Annotated in this window: 14 protein-coding genes and 1 tRNA gene; 7 read left to right on the top strand and 8 right to left on the bottom strand. The window is 34.8% G+C overall.

Translation table 11 applies throughout. The annotated features are described in order from the left end of the window. Nucleotides 1-193: 193 nt before the first annotated feature. The 3 genes from L0669_RS09870 to L0669_RS09880 all read left to right on the top strand — a co-directional run bounded on the left by L0669_RS09870 (nt 194) and on the right by L0669_RS09880 (nt 2,278). Nucleotides 194-985, top strand: coding sequence for an SDR family oxidoreductase (locus tag L0669_RS09870; protein ID WP_263763138.1), 792 nt, complete (start codon nt 194-196; stop codon nt 983-985). A 69-nt stretch (nt 986-1,054) separates the two neighbouring features. Next, the gene (locus L0669_RS09875) at nt 1,055-1,456 is read left to right on the top strand and encodes a GlcG/HbpS family heme-binding protein (protein WP_263763140.1); all 402 of its coding nucleotides are present in this window, start codon (nt 1,055-1,057) and stop codon (nt 1,454-1,456) included. Nucleotides 1,457-1,474: 18 nt separating this feature from the next. Then, a complete protein-coding gene (locus L0669_RS09880) occupies nt 1,475-2,278 on the top strand; it encodes a helix-turn-helix domain-containing protein (RefSeq protein ID WP_263763142.1) in 804 nt (267 codons plus the stop codon). A 256-nt stretch (nt 2,279-2,534) separates the two neighbouring features. Here L0669_RS09880 and L0669_RS09885 read toward each other — a convergent pair. Next, nucleotides 2,535-2,607, bottom strand: a tRNA-Met gene (locus tag L0669_RS09885). A gap of 116 nt (nt 2,608-2,723) precedes the next feature. Between L0669_RS09885 and era the strand changes: the two genes are divergently transcribed. From era to L0669_RS09905, 4 genes are all read left to right on the top strand, one after another. Next, nucleotides 2,724-3,605, top strand: a complete 882-nt coding sequence (gene era / locus L0669_RS09890; protein ID WP_041517423.1) for a GTPase Era — start codon at nt 2,724-2,726, stop codon at nt 3,603-3,605. A gap of 28 nt (nt 3,606-3,633) precedes the next feature. Further along, nucleotides 3,634-4,632, top strand: a complete 999-nt coding sequence (locus L0669_RS09895; RefSeq protein WP_263763144.1) for a hypothetical protein — start codon at nt 3,634-3,636, stop codon at nt 4,630-4,632. Between the two features lie 382 nt (nt 4,633-5,014). Next, nucleotides 5,015-6,322 (top strand): ribosome biogenesis GTPase Der, encoded by a 1,308-nt coding sequence (der, locus tag L0669_RS09900; protein ID WP_173972412.1) that lies wholly within the window; start codon nt 5,015-5,017, stop codon nt 6,320-6,322. 156 nt (nt 6,323-6,478) lie between these two features. Beyond that, entirely contained in the window at nt 6,479-9,232 is a 2,754-nt protein-coding gene (locus tag L0669_RS09905) for an outer membrane beta-barrel protein (RefSeq protein ID WP_263763146.1), read from the top strand. 382 nt (nt 9,233-9,614) lie between these two features. Here L0669_RS09905 and L0669_RS09910 read toward each other — a convergent pair whose 3' ends face one another. The 7 genes from L0669_RS09910 to L0669_RS09940 form a co-directional block, all read right to left on the bottom strand. Next, a complete protein-coding gene (locus L0669_RS09910; protein ID WP_263763147.1) occupies nt 9,615-12,161 on the bottom strand; it encodes a TonB-dependent receptor in 2,547 nt (848 codons plus the stop codon). Nucleotides 12,162-12,411: 250 nt separating this feature from the next. Beyond that, nucleotides 12,412-12,825: an RrF2 family transcriptional regulator gene (locus L0669_RS09915; protein ID WP_041517419.1), complete on the bottom strand. Its 414-nt coding sequence runs from the start codon at nt 12,823-12,825 to the stop codon at nt 12,412-12,414. Nucleotides 12,826-12,898: 73 nt separating this feature from the next. Next, nucleotides 12,899-13,723 carry a TPM domain-containing protein gene (locus L0669_RS09920; protein ID WP_263763149.1) on the bottom strand — a complete coding sequence of 275 codons (825 nt, stop codon included), beginning with the start codon at nt 13,721-13,723 and terminating at the stop codon, nt 12,899-12,901. Nucleotides 13,724-13,726: 3 nt separating this feature from the next. Continuing rightward, nucleotides 13,727-14,164: a TPM domain-containing protein gene (locus L0669_RS09925; protein ID WP_263763151.1), complete on the bottom strand. Its 438-nt coding sequence runs from the start codon at nt 14,162-14,164 to the stop codon at nt 13,727-13,729. Nucleotides 14,165-14,240: 76 nt separating this feature from the next. After that, nucleotides 14,241-14,822 (bottom strand): LemA family protein, encoded by a 582-nt coding sequence (locus L0669_RS09930; protein WP_074659903.1) that lies wholly within the window; start codon nt 14,820-14,822, stop codon nt 14,241-14,243. A 44-nt stretch (nt 14,823-14,866) separates the two neighbouring features. Continuing rightward, nucleotides 14,867-15,199: a MerR family transcriptional regulator gene (locus tag L0669_RS09935; RefSeq protein WP_055094707.1), complete on the bottom strand. Its 333-nt coding sequence runs from the start codon at nt 15,197-15,199 to the stop codon at nt 14,867-14,869. A gap of 47 nt (nt 15,200-15,246) precedes the next feature. Further along, complete coding sequence (locus tag L0669_RS09940; protein WP_065448309.1) at nt 15,247-16,224, bottom strand: peptidoglycan DD-metalloendopeptidase family protein; 978 nt, start codon at nt 16,222-16,224, stop codon at nt 15,247-15,249. Nucleotides 16,225-16,226 lie beyond the last annotated feature (2 nt).

Genomic DNA, 16,226 nt, shown 5'->3' on the forward strand with positions numbered 1-16,226 from the left:
CTAACCAACTTTGGAGTGATATTTTTGATGTCGTTAGTGATATATACTTGTTGGCTGTAAAAAAAAAACGGACGCCCTAACTTCAGTTTTACATTTTATAGAGCCTCCCACCAATACAAATTTGAGCTTCTCAGAAATTAATTTCATCGCTAATTAGTTCAATTTTGCTCTATAACTTTTAAATATTGAAAATATGAGCAAGACAATTTTAATTACAGGTGCTGCAAGTGGTTTCGGGAAAATTGCTGCATTTGATTTAGCAAAGAAAGGACACAAAGTAATTGCAACGGCACAAGTTTATCCGCAAATGAGCGACTTGATAAGAGAAGCAAAAGAGCAAGGAATAGAAATGATCGTTGATAAATTGGATGTAACCAACACCACAGACATCGCTTACATTACACAGAAATATGATATTGATATTTTAATCAGCAACGCTGGAATTATGGAAGCCGGACCGATTGCCGAGCAACCTTTAGATTTAATCCGTTCGATGTTTGATGTAAATGTTTTTGGCGGATTGCACTTGGCTCAAGGTTTTATCAAGAAATTTATTGAAGAAAAAAGACCAGGAAAAATTGTTTTTACCACTTCTATGGGCGAATTATGGACGGTTCCTTACGTTGCCGCATATTGCGCATCTAAACACGCAATGGGTTCAATTGCCGAAGGTTTGAAAACAGAATTAGCACCTTTCAATATAAAAATTGCAACTTGCAATCCAGGTATTTTTGGAACAGGTTTTAACGACCGTGGCGTTGATACTATCAACCGTTGGTATAATCCCGAAATCAATTTCACACCTTCATCTGCATTCGACGATACTGCCGAAGCTTTGGCAAATCAATTAAACCCGCAATCAATGGCAGATTGTATAGTTGATGTGGTCTTAGATGAAAATTCAAACTTCAGAAATGTACATCCAAAAGAAACCGAAGATTTTGTAAAACAATTACAAGTAGATGCTTGGACGGCAAAAAGCTAAAAAAAAATCAGAAAGTACAGTTCAAAAAACTGTGCTTTCTTTTTGTAATTAATTTAAATTTTAAAAAAAATGAATATACACTATAAGGAAGCAACTAGAGCATTGAATGCCTCCATCGAAAAAGCAAAAAAACTAAACATTCCTGTAAGCATTGCAGTTGTAGATACGGGCGGACATTTGGTTGCATTTGCAAGATTAGATAGCGTTTTTGGCGTGATAGAATTCGCCTTAAAAAAAGCCAGAACTGCAGTTATGTTTGGCGTAGATAGTGATATAATGGGAACAATCATTTCTGGAGCAGACATTCACGGCTACGGAATGTTGAATTCAAACGACGGATTATTGACCATTGCTGGTGGCGTTGTTATTAAAAACAAAGAAGGCAAAATCATCGGTGCTATTGCATCTTCGGGTGGTTCACCAGAACAGGATAAAGAAATTGCAAGTGCAGGAGCGGTTTTGCTCAATTAATTTTAAGATATTTGTAGTATGGAAGGAAAGCGTGAAATCATTTTTGATAAGTTGGTCTATTCCTGTGTTTTTGAAAAGCACAGAGGAAATGAAGAATTCATACCCGAACATTTTTTAGGATTTCAACTATCGGGTGAAACACATGCTTTTCACGCAGATGGAAATACGGTAATTTCTGAAAACACTATCGTATTGGTTCAGAAAAACCAATTGATAAGAACAATTAAATATCCTGCAAAATCAGGAAAATACCAGTTTTTGTCTATCACGTTGGACAAGGAAACCTTGCAACAATACGCCTTAGAAAACAAAATTGTGATTGACAAAAAATATACTGGGAAACAGAAAATGTTTTTTGAACCCGATGATTTTCTTCAAAATTATTTCAGTTCATTAGCCCCCTATATCAATAAGACCAAAGAAGCAAATTCACGATTGGCAGATTTAAAAATAAGGGAAGCGATAGAATTATTGCTACAAAGCAACCCTGATTTTAAACAAATTTTATTCGATTTTTCCGAACCTTACAAAATAGATTTAGAAGAGTTTATGAATCAAAATTATATGTTTAATGTTTCAGTGTCATCTTTCGCAAAACTTACTGGGAGAAGTCTTGCGGGATTTAAACGTGATTTTTCGAAAATTTTTAATGCTTCCCCAAAACAATGGTTGTTGGCAAAACGCTTAGACGAGGCCCATTATTTAATTAAGCACAAGAAGCAAAAACCAGCCGATTTTTATTTGGACTTAGGCTTTGAAAACCTATCACATTTTTATGCATCGTTCAAAGAAAAATTTGGTTTGACCACTTCCCAAATATAAAATATGAATTTCTTGCAACATTTACAAACCTGGAAAAGGCTGATAATATGAAAGGAAATGAATGATGGAATAGCCATTTTCATTCTGTTACATATTTTTGTCTTGTTTGTTAAAACCAACAATTCCCTTCAAAAGGAATGCTACTTCCATTTTGTTTATTGTTTTTGATGAATGTGCACCCCAATCTAAATATTTTAATTATAAAAGTAATATAAACAAAAAAAGCTTCAGATTTCTCTGAAGCTTTTTCTCTTAGTAGCGGGAACAGGACTCGAACCTGTGACCTTCGGGTTATGAGCCCGACGAGCTGCCTACTGCTCTATCCCGCGATGTTTCGGGTGCAAAGATACGCCGATTTTTAAGAAATCCAACGAAAACTTTAAAAAATGTTTTATTTTCTGTATTGAGTTGATATGACTACCTTTGCAAATTAAATAATACACAAATGTCACATAAAGCAGGTTTTGTAAACATCATCGGGAATCCAAACGTTGGAAAATCAACATTGATGAACGCCTTTGTTGGAGAAAGATTATCCATCATTACATCAAAAGCACAAACAACTCGTCACCGTATTCTTGGAATCGTGAATGGTGAGGATTTTCAACTTATATTATCGGATACTCCCGGAATCATCAAACCAGCCTATGAGATGCAGGAATCGATGATGAACTTTGTAAAATCGGCTTTTGAAGATGCTGATATACTAGTTTATATGGTCGAAATAGGAGAGCAGGATTTAAAAGATGAAGCTTTCTTTAATAAAATCATCCACGCAAAAATTCCGGTTTTATTATTGTTGAATAAAATCGACAACTCAAATCAGGAACAATTAGAAGAGCAAGTAGCATTCTGGACTGCAAAAGTGCCAAATGCTGAAATTTTCCCAATCTCGGCTTTACAGAATTTTAATGTACCGGAAGTTTTTGGAAGAATTATCGAATTGTTGCCAGAATCTCCTGCCTATTATCCAAAAGATCAATTGACGGACAAACCGGAACGTTTTTTCGTAAACGAAACGATTCGTGAAAAAATCTTATTGAATTACAGTAAAGAGATTCCGTATGCGGTTGAAATCGTAACAGAAGAATTTTTTGAAGACGAAAATATCATCAGAATCCGTTCGATCATTATGGTAGAGCGCGAAACGCAAAAAGGAATCATCATTGGACATAAAGGTGCAGCTCTGAAAAAAGTAGGAACTGAGGCTCGTGCCGATCTGGAGAAATTCTTTGGAAAACAAATTCATATTGAATTGGTTGTAAAAGTGAATAAAAACTGGAGAAGCAACGCCAATATGTTGAAACGTTTTGGTTACAACCAATAAATTTTCCAAAACATCAAAATAGTAATTTATGCAGGTTTCAACGAAGTATTCAATACCAATATGTTGCGGACTTATATTAATAGTGGGTATAAATTACTTTTTTGGTTCGAAGGAAAAAGCAGTTCCAGCTCAACCTGAAATCAAAAAAACGGAAGCTATTGTACAAAAAGACTCTGTAGTTTTTGATACAACGGCTTGTTCTGATAAAGAAGTGAGATTGTTTTTAAGTGAATTCATAAAGCAATTCAATACCAATAAAGCTGCGAATATTAATAAGTTTATTGATAAAAACGATGGATTGGCCATATTTGTAAAAGATGGTTATTATCCTATTTTAAGTTTTCCGAATAAAATTGATGACTGGATTGAATGGTTTGATTTTAAAATCTATGATAATGTAGAATTTGAAAAATTTCCTGAATATCTGGGTGATGGAGAATTTAAAAAGACGGGTTTTTATTATGTGAATTATCAGAATAAATTCCGTCTGGATGATTTTGATGATACGTATAGTAATCGGTCAGATGAAGATAAAAAGCCTTTTCGGAAGCTTGAAAAAATATGCAATTACAGAGCCGATGTAATGTCGAAAGATAAAAGCAAGGTTTTGACATTGTATTTTGGTATTTATAAAAACAACAAACATTTGGAGGGCATTACTCAGGATGTTGTAGATGATGTCTTGTACACAGACCCGGAAAAAGAGTTTGTGCCAATAGATACAGAAGCGCAAGTCGAAGAATTTTTATCGCATAACAGAAGATTTTGTGATGTAGAGAATAAGGCATACGTTGATTTTGATAAAAAAGAACTGATATACTGGGATTTTGGCGATAAACCTTTTCCGTTTAGTAATTATAAAATAGGTCCTGTAAATGTTATTTCGGGTAAAATTAAAATTCGGGATATTAAGTTTTTTAATTCAGATGAAGAGGAAGGGTTTACTTTGAAGTTATCGAATAAAGGCGATTTTAGTTCTTACAGAATGGGAGCAAGACCTCAATACATTTATGAAAAGTGTAAATAATTTAAAAACAATTATTAAAAATCAAGAAGTTTAAAGGTTTGTAATCAGGCTGATAAATGAATTTTTAGATGATACAAAATTGTGATTTTTGATATTGACTGAAGTTCTTGTAAGTCTGAAGCCCTAGCCCTGATAGAAGTGGAAATCCTTTTGTGGCGCTTCTTTAGCGACACAAAAGATTGTAACGGATAGCAGGAAACAGCTCCTGAAAAACAGGCTGAAATAACAGGAAAAATAATAAAAAACTTAGGTACTTAGAAACTTAGCGACTTAGTCACTTTTTTAACTACCTTTGCAAAAAATTAAAATAAAGCATTTTGGATAACAAGTGATTAGGTTTTTAAATCTAAAATTTGGAATCTAAAATCTAAAATTCAAAAAAATGAATAACATTGTTGCGATAGTAGGAAGACCTAATGTAGGGAAATCAACCCTTTTTAATAGGCTGATACAAAGAAGAGAAGCTATTGTAGATTCGGTTTCTGGAGTTACCAGAGATAGAAACTACGGTAAAAGCGAGTGGAACGGAAAAGAGTTTTCTGTAATTGATACCGGTGGATATGTTCGCGGTTCTGATGACGTATTTGAAGGTGAAATTCGTAAACAAGTAGAGCTTGCTATCGATGAGGCTGATGTTATTATTTTTGTAGTTGATGTAGAAGAAGGTATTACACCAATGGATGAAACGGTGGCAAAATTGTTGCGTAAAGTAACTAAGCCTGTTTTATTGGCTGTAAATAAAGTAGATAATGCAATGCGTGAGAAAGATGCAATTGAGTTTTATAATCTTGGTTTAGGAGATTATTTTACGTTTGCAAGTATTTCAGGTAGCGGAACAGGAGATTTATTAGATGCATTAATCGATGCTTTTCCTGAAAAAGAGCCAGTTGAAGAAGTGGCTGAATTGCCTCGTTTTGCAGTTGTAGGACGTCCAAATGCTGGTAAATCTAGTTTTATTAACGCGCTTATTGGTAAAGACAGATATATTGTAACGGATATCGCGGGTACAACTCGTGATGCAATTGATACTAAATTTGACCGTTTTGGTTTTGAATTTAATCTTGTTGATACTGCGGGAATCCGTCGTAAAGCAAAAGTGAAGGAAGATTTAGAATTTTACTCTGTAATGCGTTCGGTTCGTGCGATTGAGCATGCAGATATTTGTATCTTGGTTATCGATGCAACCCGTGGATTTGAAGGTCAGGATCAAAGTATCTTCTGGCTGGCAGAGAAAAACCGTAAAGGTGTTGTAATCTTAGTGAACAAATGGGATTTGGTAGAAAAAGATACCATGTCGACTCGTGATTACGAAGAGAAAATCAAAAAAGAATTAATGCCTTTTACTGATGTGCCAATTTTGTTCGTTTCGGCTTTAACGAAACAACGTTTATTGAAAGCATTAGAAGCTACAGTTACAGTTTTTGAAAATAGAAAACAAAGAATACCAACTTCTAAATTCAACGAATTTATGTTGAAGGTGATCGAAGCTTATCCGCCGCCAGCAACAAAAGGTAAATATGTAAAAATTAAATATTGTATGCAGTTGCCAACTCAAACGCCTCAGTTTGTGTTTTTTGCCAACATGCCACAATATGTTAAGGAACCATATAAGAGATACCTTGAAAATAAAATTAGAGAAAATTGGGACTTTTCAGGAGTGCCGATCGATATTTATATCAGAGAAAAATAAAAGTAAAAGTCCTCAGAAATGGGGACTTTTTTTATGCATTTTATCATTAGAAAAAGTTTTTGTTGGCTTTAATGGCACACTGTTTGAGTAAATGTTGAACTTGCCATTAAACCATTTGACGCTATTGGCGTCTAACTATTTCTAACCAACCATTTTATGACCAAAATTTATTATTTTATACTTTTTTCTCTCTTTTGTTATTCGGCAAATGCCCAGAACGACATTGTTATTAAAGGAACCGTTGTCGATATTAATACGCAATTACCACTGGAACTGGCAACAGTTTATTTTACAACCGTAAAAGATTCTACAGTAATTGAATATGCTACAACCGATAAAAACGGATCTTTTAGCATTAAAACCAAAAAATACGATAAGCCTGTTTTTCTGAAGGTAAATTATATGGGTTATCAGCCTTATTTTGAAGAAGAAAAAGGTCTTCTTGAAAGTAAAGATTTTGGCAAATTATATTTGCTTGAGGCTGCAAATGCTTTAGATAACGTGGTTATAAAAAGTGAAGCTCCGCCTATTACCATCAAAAAAGATACTCTGGAGTTTAATGCTGCTTCGTACAAAGTAAGGCCAGATTCGAATGTAGAAACTTTACTAAAACAATTGCCTGGTTTTGATGTAGGAACTGATGGAAAAGTAACTGTAAACGGGCGGGAAGTAAACCAGGTTTTGGTAAACGGAAAAACTTTTTTTGATAAAGACGGTGCCATTGCTTTAAAGAATCTTCCGGCAGAAATTATCAAAAAAATTCAGGTTTCTGATTTTAAAACCAAAAAAGAAGAACTTTCAAAACAGGAATCGACTTCAGATTATTCGAGCATTAATATCACGATTGATGAAAAGAAAAACAAGGGGTATTTTGGTAAAATTCTGGGAGGATATGGATCTGATGATCGATATGAAAGCAGTTTGCTTTTGAATTTTTTCAATAACAAACAAAAAATAAGCGTTTTAGCATCATCTAATAATATTAATTCTACCGGTTTTGCGATGGATGAGGTATTTGATAATATGGGAGGCGGCCGAAATGCAAAAGGGAATAGTGGCGGCTCCGGCGGCGGTAAAGGTATTACGCAATCTAATTTGGTAGGGCTTAATTATTCTGATGACTGGACCGAAAAATTGATGGCAATGGGAAGTTATAATTTTTCGAATTCCATTAATAATAACGATAGTAAGTCTGATCAGGTTAGTTTTTTACCAACCGGAAATATTGCCACTTCATCTGATTCTAAAACAAGAAATGAAAATACTGGAAATAACGCAAATTTTGAATTAGAATATAAAATTAATCCGTCAACTCGCTTGGTGATTTCTCCAAAAGTGAATCAATCCCGATCGAATAGTAATACGTCTTCGTCAAGTTTCTCTGAAGATGAAAACGGAAACTCTCTGAATGAAAGCACTGCTAAATCCTATTCAGAAAGTACGAATACGAGTTTAGGAAACACGATAAACTTCAATAAATCTTTTAAGAAAGAGGCTCGTAATTTTAATCTTTTCTTTGATGGTAATAGCACCAATACAGACTCTGAAGCACAAAATGTCTCTCAAACTATTTTTTATCAGGATAGCAAACCCAATGATGATAGAAATCAGAAAAGTATAAACAATAATAGCAACGACACTTATTCGCTTGCGCTTGAATATACAGAGCCGGTAACAGATTCTTTAAGAATAAGATTTGGATCTAATTTTGATTGGAGCAAAGAAATAAAAGATGCAAAAACATTCGATTTTGATGGAGGAACACAATCGTATTCAGATCTTAATGAATCGTTGACCAATTATACAACATCAAAACAAAATTCGTTCAGTCCGAAAATTGGAATAACCTGGCAAAAGAGTAAATATACAGTCAACCTGAATTCGAGCACAGCCATTGTAGAGTTTGATAATCATTCATTATATCTTGATAAAGCAACTGATTTAAACAAACGATATGCATTGCCCTACGGAGACTTTCAGATACGATATAAGTTTAGCCGTTCTAAGAATTTATCATTCAAATACAATTATTCAAATACGCTTCCTACAGCGGTTCAGTTACTGCCGGTTCTCAATTTAACCAATCCGTTAAATACCATAACAGGAAATCCTAATTTGAATCCTATCGAAAAAAATAGCGCTAATTTTAGTTTTAGAAATTATGATTTCCGCACACGTTCCGGTTATAATTTGTTTGTAAAAGGTGATTATTATAATAACGACGTAGTTTCTACTTCGATTTATGATGATAGCGGAAAAAGAACTACAACTTATGTGAATATTTCAGGAACTTATATCGCGACAATTGGAGGAAACTGGAATCAGTCAATAAAAAGAGACGCCCATGTTTTACGCTATGGTTTTGGGTTAAACGGTAGTTATGCCTTCGATAAAGGTTTTACAAATGCTGTTTTGTACAATGCAAAATCTACAGCTGTAACGCCAAAAGTAAATTTGACTTACGAATACGGAGAACTTCTTATTATTTCGCCTTCTTATAGTTTATCGTACAATCAGACCAATTATGAAAATTCGTCAAGAGCTGCCAGTTCAAATGTAGTGCACAGAATCAATTTGCAAACCACTAGTTATTGGCCGGAGAATTTAATCTTTGGAAATGATTTTGGATACACTTATAATTCCAGTATTTCCAGCAATTTCAAAAAAGATTTTTATTTATGGAATACCAGTTTGTCTTATGGATTTTTCGATAAAAAAGTCTACGCCAAAGTAAAAGTGTATGATGTTTTAAACCAAAATCAAAGCGCTACAAGAACTATCTCTGCAACGTCTATTCGTGATGAAGAAAATACTGTACTGAAGCGTTACGTAATGTTTTCTGTAAGTTATAAAATAGGAAATTTTGCAGGTACTGAAAAAGGAGGGAAGAGAAGACAGAGGATGGATTAGAAAAGGTTCAGAGGTTCAAAGGGACAAAGGTTCAAAGGTTTTACGTAGAGACGCACAGCAGTGCGTCTTTTTTATTAATATCAATTATCCTATACTATTTATTATTTCGATTGCTAAGGATAAAAATATTTTTTTTTGGGAGCTAATCCCGCTATTCGTTCCAATCTTTTGTGGCGAACGCCGCCACAAAAGGATTTCCACTTCTATCGGGGCTAGGACATTCATTTTCATAATAATATTTCGTGGAGTTTTATTTAGAAGAACAAGAAATCTCAACTTTCAGAAAAATCTAAAATATACCCTCTAAAAATCTAAAATAAAAAAAACGAGATAGATTTTAAAAACCTATCTCGTTTCATGTATTGAAACTAACTAATTGTGATTATAGCGAATACTTAAGAGTAACTCCGTAAGTTCTTTGATCACCAATTACTCCAGCATATTGTCCTGTGTTTCCACCTGCCGGTAATAATTGCTCATAGTAATCTTTGTTTAAAAGGTTACGTCCCCAGAAGTGAATAGATAAACCTTGCGAAGCGCGGAAACCTATACGAGCATTAAAAATAGCATAACCCGGTACAACTAAATATTTTGAAGCTGATGGACTTGATGAAAATTCAGAACGAGCGTAAGAATCTAATGCAATAAAAGCTTTTCCTGCGTTTCCGAAGAATTTTGCACTATTAGAATATTCACCTCCTAAAGATCCTGCCCATTTTGAAGCACCTGGTAAATCAGTTCCTGAAACATCCTTGAATGCTACCGGAGCTCCTGTTTCTTCTAATGGAAGTGGTGCATTTGTAAATTTAACGTATGTACCTTCTGTATATGTTGCAGCACCATTTATAGTTAGGTTCTGGCTGATAACAAAGCTTGCATCAAGTTCAGCACCTCTTACACGTACTTTATCAGCATTGGCAAGATATCCACGGTTTACACCCAATTCAGCTGCCTGAACGTTAGTTTGAAAATCTTTTATTTCTGTATTAAAGAAAGCAAGGTTGAATACTGAATTTCTAAACGGAGAAGTTTTAATTCCTACCTCGTAATGATTTACTTTCTCTGGTTTAATTACAGCAAGATCTAATAACGGAGCACCTTTTGCATCAGTAGGAAGTCCCGCTACGTTTACACCAACCGGTTTGTAACTTTTTGCATAAGTAGCATAAGCATTAATTTTGTCTGAAGCTTTATAAGTCAACGTTAAGTTTCCGGAAAAGTCAGTATTGTCAGTACTAGAATCAAATGCCTGATCAGAATATACTAGTTTTTTCAAAGCTAATAATGCAGGATCAGTGGTTTGAAGACCTCCGTATGTTGTACGGGCATAATGCGCGTCTTTTTTATCAAAATTATATCTTAAACCTGGTAAAATGTGGAGACGATCTGTAATAGCCCAGTCAATCTGACCAAATACTGCCGCACTCGAAGATCTGATGTTAGCGTCAGTTTTAATTCCGTATCCTTCAAATAGTCCCGGAGTTTTCCATAAAGGACTGGTTGTACTTTGAGCAAATCTCCATTGAGCATTACCAGATTCTTCTGTACCGTCTGTTTGAGAAGTCTGATCGATAAAGAATACACCTACAACACCACTAATTTTTTCTGTAAGCTGACCAGCGTAACGAACTTCTTGTGTAAATTGTGTTTGTCTTGTTGGGTTTTGAGATTTAGCCAAAACTTGTAATCCTGTAAAATCCCTGTCATTTGATGGATCCCAGTTCCAGAATCTCCAGGCTGTAGTCGAAGTAAGTGTTCCTGTACCAATTTTTGTATCGATATTAAGAGAGATACCACCCATATCTTGTCCTGAACGCCATGGAGTATCATGATCTATTTTACGGTCAAAAGCATTTAAACTTGGTAATTGGTAGTTTAAGTCTTTAATAATAGCATCAAACTGACGGTAAGCAGCTCTTTGCGTTGGCGCAACACCTGCAACAACCTGAGCATATCCGTCAGGACGTTGTGTTGTAATATCTGCTGCTAATATAATGTTTGTATTTACTGATGGAGTCCAAAGCAATTGACCTCTAATTCCCTGATTGTTTAAAGTATTTGTTGGTCTTCCTGTAGCAACGTTGTCGATAAGACCATCACGTTGTGTACCAGAGAAAGATAAACGACCAGCAACTTTTTTACCTAAAGCTCCTGTTACAGATGCTTTAGCTTGTAGAAAATTGTAGTTTCCGTAGCTTACTTCAAAATCAGCTCCAGAAGTAAAACTTGGTTTACGTGTTGTAATGTTAAACGCACCCGATGTTGTGTTTTTTCCAAACAAAGATCCCTGTGGTCCACGTAAAACTTCTATTTGTTCAACATCAATAAAGTCTAAAGTAGTAGCAGCCGGACGTGCATAATAAACACCGTCTACATAAAAACCAACTCCAGGATCGATTCCGTCATTAGTAAGTCCAAAAGGAGAACCAAGACTACGAATGTTGATTCCGGTATTTCTAGGGTTAGAAGAATACAATTGTACTGAAGGAACTAATTCTTTAATACGATTTACGTTAAAAGCTCCTGTTTGTTCTGCTTGTTTACCCGTAATAACAGATATTGCAATTGGCACATCCTGAACTTTTTCTATTCTGCGTCGTGAAGAAACCACAACTTCAATAAGTTCATTTTCTTCTCTAAGAGTTACTTGTAATGGAGCAGTTGGTAAATCTGTAAGTTCGATTTCTGTAGTTTTGTAGCCTACATATTGAACCAAAATGGTTAAAGGAAGTTTTCCTTTACTATTGATTGTAAATCTTCCGTCGCTATCAGTAGTGGTGTTAGTAGTGGTTCCTTTAACAACAACGTTAACAGCTTCAAGAGGCGTGTTTTCACTCGTTTTAACTACACCTTCAATGTTTTGCGCAAATGATACAGAGAAAGTTAAAATAGATAGTACTGTAAGTATATTTTTTATAGAATTTTTCATTTTTATATTAAGTATATGTGATTAGTAGAATTTAAATTAAAAAAAATTTTACCAGCACATACACATCATAGAAGAATTGTTTTTCACAGTAGTGAATTGAAGATTTTGGTTTCTTTGCAAAAGATTTTTTGACCCACCTGATCGATTGTAATTTACTTTCATATTGGTTAAATTTTGTAAATTGGTTTGTTGATTTTTTTGCAAATATATGTAAATTCTATAGATTTACTAGGAATTAGGAAATATTTTTTTATTTCTTTACAAGTGAGGCTATTGTGATGCCTTGCATTGCTTTAAGAGTCTCGTCGCGAATGATCATTAGACCATGTCTCAGACTGCATTCTTCCTCGGTTTTACAATCAGAACATGGCTCGTAAAAGTTTAACGAAGCACATGGTAAAAGCGCAATTGCACCATCAAATAAACGGTGAATTTCTGCCAAAGTAATGTCATTTTTGGAGCGTATCAGATAATATCCGCCAAATTTTCCCTGCTTACTGCTCACAAAACGTCCTCGTTTTAGATCTAATAAAATTTGCTCTAAAAACTTTTTAGGAATATTGGCGCCATCAGCAATTTCTATCGTTCTTGAAATGTGATTTTCGTCTTGTTCTGCTAAATAAAGTAAGGCCTTAAGGGCGTATTTTGCTTTATGTGATAACATCTATCTTGAATTATTAATTGTAAATTATAAATTTTTTAAAACTGAAAACCGCCAGTAAAACTGTGACTTTGTTTTACCAGCCTCCGCTAGAACCTCCACCAGAGAATCCTCCTCCGCCAAAACCTCCACCGAAGCCTCCGCCACCGCCGGATGATCCGCCGCCAAAACCTCCAAATCCGCCACCGCTGCTTCTTCCAAGATTACTTAGAATAATAACATCGAGCAGGCTTGGTCCGCCACCACCGCTATTATTGCCTGAGTTTCCTCCTCCGCCTTTATTTCGAGACAGTAAAATTAACACAATTACGACAATAACAATAAAGGGCAATATAGGAAAATCATTTCCTTTAGCTTGTTTGCGTTCGCCTTTAAATTTTCCTTTAAAAACATCGATTATCGCATCCGTACCTTTATCAAGTCCGTTGTAAAAACTACCGGCTTTAAATTCAGGAATAATAATATTTCTTATTATTGTTCCGCCAATTCCTGCAGTCAAACGGTCTTCAACTCCATATCCGGGATTGATTGCTATTTTTCTTTCGTTTTTGGCTAATAAAATAACAACACCATTGTCATCTTTTGCAGTTCCTCCAATTCCCCAGGTTTGTCCCCATTTTGTCGCCAGCTGGCTAACATCTTCGCCTTTTAAGCTTTCGATTGTAATGACAACAATTTGAGTTGTGGTCGAATCTGAATAACGAATTAGTTTTTCTTCAAGCTGAGCTTTTTCAGATGCGCTTAAAATATTGGCATAATCGTATACTGAAGTTTGCAAGCTTGGTTTTTCCGGAATTGTAAATTGTGCAAAAATACAATTGGTGGTAAAAAAAGCGATTAGTAAAAAGGTAAACTGAAAAAGTCCTTTTGAATAAGATGTTTTGTTTTTGGAAATTTTCATTGTTTATCCTTTTGAGATTTCGTTTGATAATTCGTTAGTGTCACCTTCAAACCACGGAAAGTATTTTTTTAATTGTTCACCGGCATTCAAAATGCCATCAACAATACCTTGTTTAAAGTTTCCTGACTTAAATTGGGTAATCATGGCCTCTTTGGTACAATCCCAAAAATCTGATGCAACAAGATCATTGATACCCTTGTCTCCGCAAATAGCAAAAGTTTTATCTGCTACGGCGAAGTAAAATAAAACCCCATTTTTTTGCTGGGTTTCATTCATTTTTAATTCATGAAAAACTTCTAAAGCCCTGTCAAAAGGAACTTTAGAAGTAGTTTGTTCTATATGTACTCTAATTTCGCCAGAAGTATTTTTTTCAGCCACGCGAATAGCTTCAACAATATCTTGTTCTTCTTCTTTGGATAAAAAATCTTCTACTTTTGACATTGAAATTATTTTAGAGTTTAGTCCCGAAGCCTCGGGATTGATTTTAGATTATTACCTAAAAGATTAAATTCTTTTCTTAGAATTTTACTTCAACCGGTTTATCAGCACCTGCAACAGCTTCAAAATATGGTTTTTCTTTGTAGCTTAAAAACCAGCTATTTGGAATTGCAAGAACGTAACCGTTATAATCTTGTACAGCTTCGTTAAAACGAGTTCTTGCTGTTAAAATTTGGTTTTCAGTACTAGCCAGTTCGTCTTGTAATTTTAAGAAATTTTCGTTTGCTTTTAATGTTGGATATTGTTCAACAGAAACTAACAATCTTGACAAAGATGAAGATACACCACTTTGCGCCTGGTTGTATTGCGCTAATTGTTCCGGAGTTACATTACTTGGATCAATAGTTACTGAAGTAGCTTTTGCACGAGCCTCAATTACAGCGGTTAATGTTGATTTTTCGAAATCTGCAGCACCTTTTACAGTGTTTACTAAGTTTCCAATAAGGTCATTTCTTCTTTGGTAAGTAGTACTCACATTTCCCCATTCTTTATTAACAGCCTGATTTTTTTGCAAACCAGTATTTTTAATTCCAATTGACCAAAAAGCAATAATAGCGATTAATACTACTATGATTCCTACAGGGATTAACCATTTTTTCATATCCGTTTTAATTTAAGTTTGTTTCTAATTTTTTAATAAATATACTATAATTCGTTTTTAATTTCGTTCAATTGCGTTTTTATGGTCTCTAATTTACGTATTATTTCGAATTTATCTAATGTTTTCTTCTGACCCTCTTTCAAATGGGTTCTCGCGCCATCAAGTGTAAAACCTCTTTCTTTAACTAAATGATATATTAATTGCAGATTGGTGATATCCTCGGGCGTAAACATTCTGTTGCCCTTGGCATTTTTTTTAGGTTTCAAAATGTCAAATTCGCTATCCCAAAACCGAATCAATGATGCATTGACATTAAAAGCTTTGGCAACTTCGCCAATGCTATAATACCTTTTATCTTTTGAAAGCTCAATATGCATGTTTTTTTAATTTTCTATTTTATCCAAAAATACTACTTTTTGGAGGATTAATCTAATGACTGGTTTTCCTGGTTGGCCATTTGCGAAATAGCAACGTATTCTGCAGCCGAAATATTCCCGTAATAAAAATTCAGCGGATTCACGACTTTTCCGTCTTTATGTACTTCATAATGACAATGCGGCCCTTCAGATCTTCCTGTACTTCCTACGTACCCAATAACATCTCCTCGTTTTACGTGTTGTCCCGCTCTGCAATTGTATTTGCTTAAATGCGCATACAAACTTTCGTATCCAAAACCATGCCTGATCACAACATGATTTCCAAATCCCGAGGCAGAGGCATCAGCTCTTTCTACAACACCATCGCCTGTGGCATAAACCGGAGAACCTGTATTGGCAGTGAAATCCATTCCGTTATGCATTTTTCGCACTTTCGTGAAAGGGTCAGTTCTATATCCGAAACCCGAAGCCATTCGTTTTAAATTTTCATTCCTGACAGGCTGAATGGCAGGAATTGCCAGTAACAGATTGCCTTTTGTACTCGCCAGTTTCAAAATTTCATCTAATGATTTAGACTGAATAGCCAATTCTTTCGATAATCTGTCAATTCGTTTTGTGGTGTTTAATACCAATTGCGAATTGTTGTAACCTTCTAAATCTTTATAACGTTTAGGATCTCTAAAACCCGCTTTCCTGATCGAATCCGGAATTTCAGTTTTATTAAAATAAACCCTGTATATATTGTTGTCCCTGTTTTCTAATGCCTCGGTTACATCATCAATTTCATCCATTTTTTTGTTTAAAATGGCATATTGCAATTTCAAATTTTCAATCTCACGTGCTTGTAAACGATCTTTTGGTGTTTCGAAATAAGGAGTGTTAATTAATAGTACAAAAACTAAAAAACCAAATAATGCCGAAGCCAGCAAAAACAGTAATGCGTAACCGATTTTGATTCTTTTTCTGGTTTTTATTTTCGTATAAGCCAGATTTTCTGAGTCGTAATAATATTTTACTTTCGCCATAT

The sequence above is a fragment of the Flavobacterium bizetiae genome (genome assembly GCF_024271895.1).
GTDB classification, from domain to species: domain Bacteria; phylum Bacteroidota; class Bacteroidia; order Flavobacteriales; family Flavobacteriaceae; genus Flavobacterium; species Flavobacterium bizetiae.

What these genes read in the sequence shown, in the direction of transcription:
- L0669_RS09870 (WP_263763138.1), top strand. Translation starts at nt 194, where the DNA reads ATGAGCAAGACAATTTTAATTACAGGTGCTGCAAGTGGTTTCGGGAAA.
- L0669_RS09875 (WP_263763140.1), top strand. Translation starts at nt 1,055, where the DNA reads ATGAATATACACTATAAGGAAGCAACTAGAGCATTGAATGCCTCCATC.
- L0669_RS09880 (WP_263763142.1), top strand. Translation starts at nt 1,475, where the DNA reads ATGGAAGGAAAGCGTGAAATCATTTTTGATAAGTTGGTCTATTCCTGT.
- era (WP_041517423.1), top strand. Translation starts at nt 2,724, where the DNA reads ATGTCACATAAAGCAGGTTTTGTAAACATCATCGGGAATCCAAACGTT.
- L0669_RS09895 (WP_263763144.1), top strand. Translation starts at nt 3,634, where the DNA reads ATGCAGGTTTCAACGAAGTATTCAATACCAATATGTTGCGGACTTATA.
- der (WP_173972412.1), top strand. Translation starts at nt 5,015, where the DNA reads ATGAATAACATTGTTGCGATAGTAGGAAGACCTAATGTAGGGAAATCA.
- L0669_RS09905 (WP_263763146.1), top strand. Translation starts at nt 6,479, where the DNA reads ATGACCAAAATTTATTATTTTATACTTTTTTCTCTCTTTTGTTATTCG.
- L0669_RS09910 (WP_263763147.1), bottom strand. Translation starts at nt 12,161, where the DNA reads ATGAAAAATTCTATAAAAAATATACTTACAGTACTATCTATTTTAACT.
- L0669_RS09915 (WP_041517419.1), bottom strand. Translation starts at nt 12,825, where the DNA reads ATGTTATCACATAAAGCAAAATACGCCCTTAAGGCCTTACTTTATTTA.
- L0669_RS09920 (WP_263763149.1), bottom strand. Translation starts at nt 13,723, where the DNA reads ATGAAAATTTCCAAAAACAAAACATCTTATTCAAAAGGACTTTTTCAG.
- L0669_RS09925 (WP_263763151.1), bottom strand. Translation starts at nt 14,164, where the DNA reads ATGTCAAAAGTAGAAGATTTTTTATCCAAAGAAGAAGAACAAGATATT.
- L0669_RS09930 (WP_074659903.1), bottom strand. Translation starts at nt 14,822, where the DNA reads ATGAAAAAATGGTTAATCCCTGTAGGAATCATAGTAGTATTAATCGCT.
- L0669_RS09935 (WP_055094707.1), bottom strand. Translation starts at nt 15,199, where the DNA reads ATGCATATTGAGCTTTCAAAAGATAAAAGGTATTATAGCATTGGCGAA.
- L0669_RS09940 (WP_065448309.1), bottom strand. Translation starts at nt 16,224, where the DNA reads ATGGCGAAAGTAAAATATTATTACGACTCAGAAAATCTGGCTTATACG.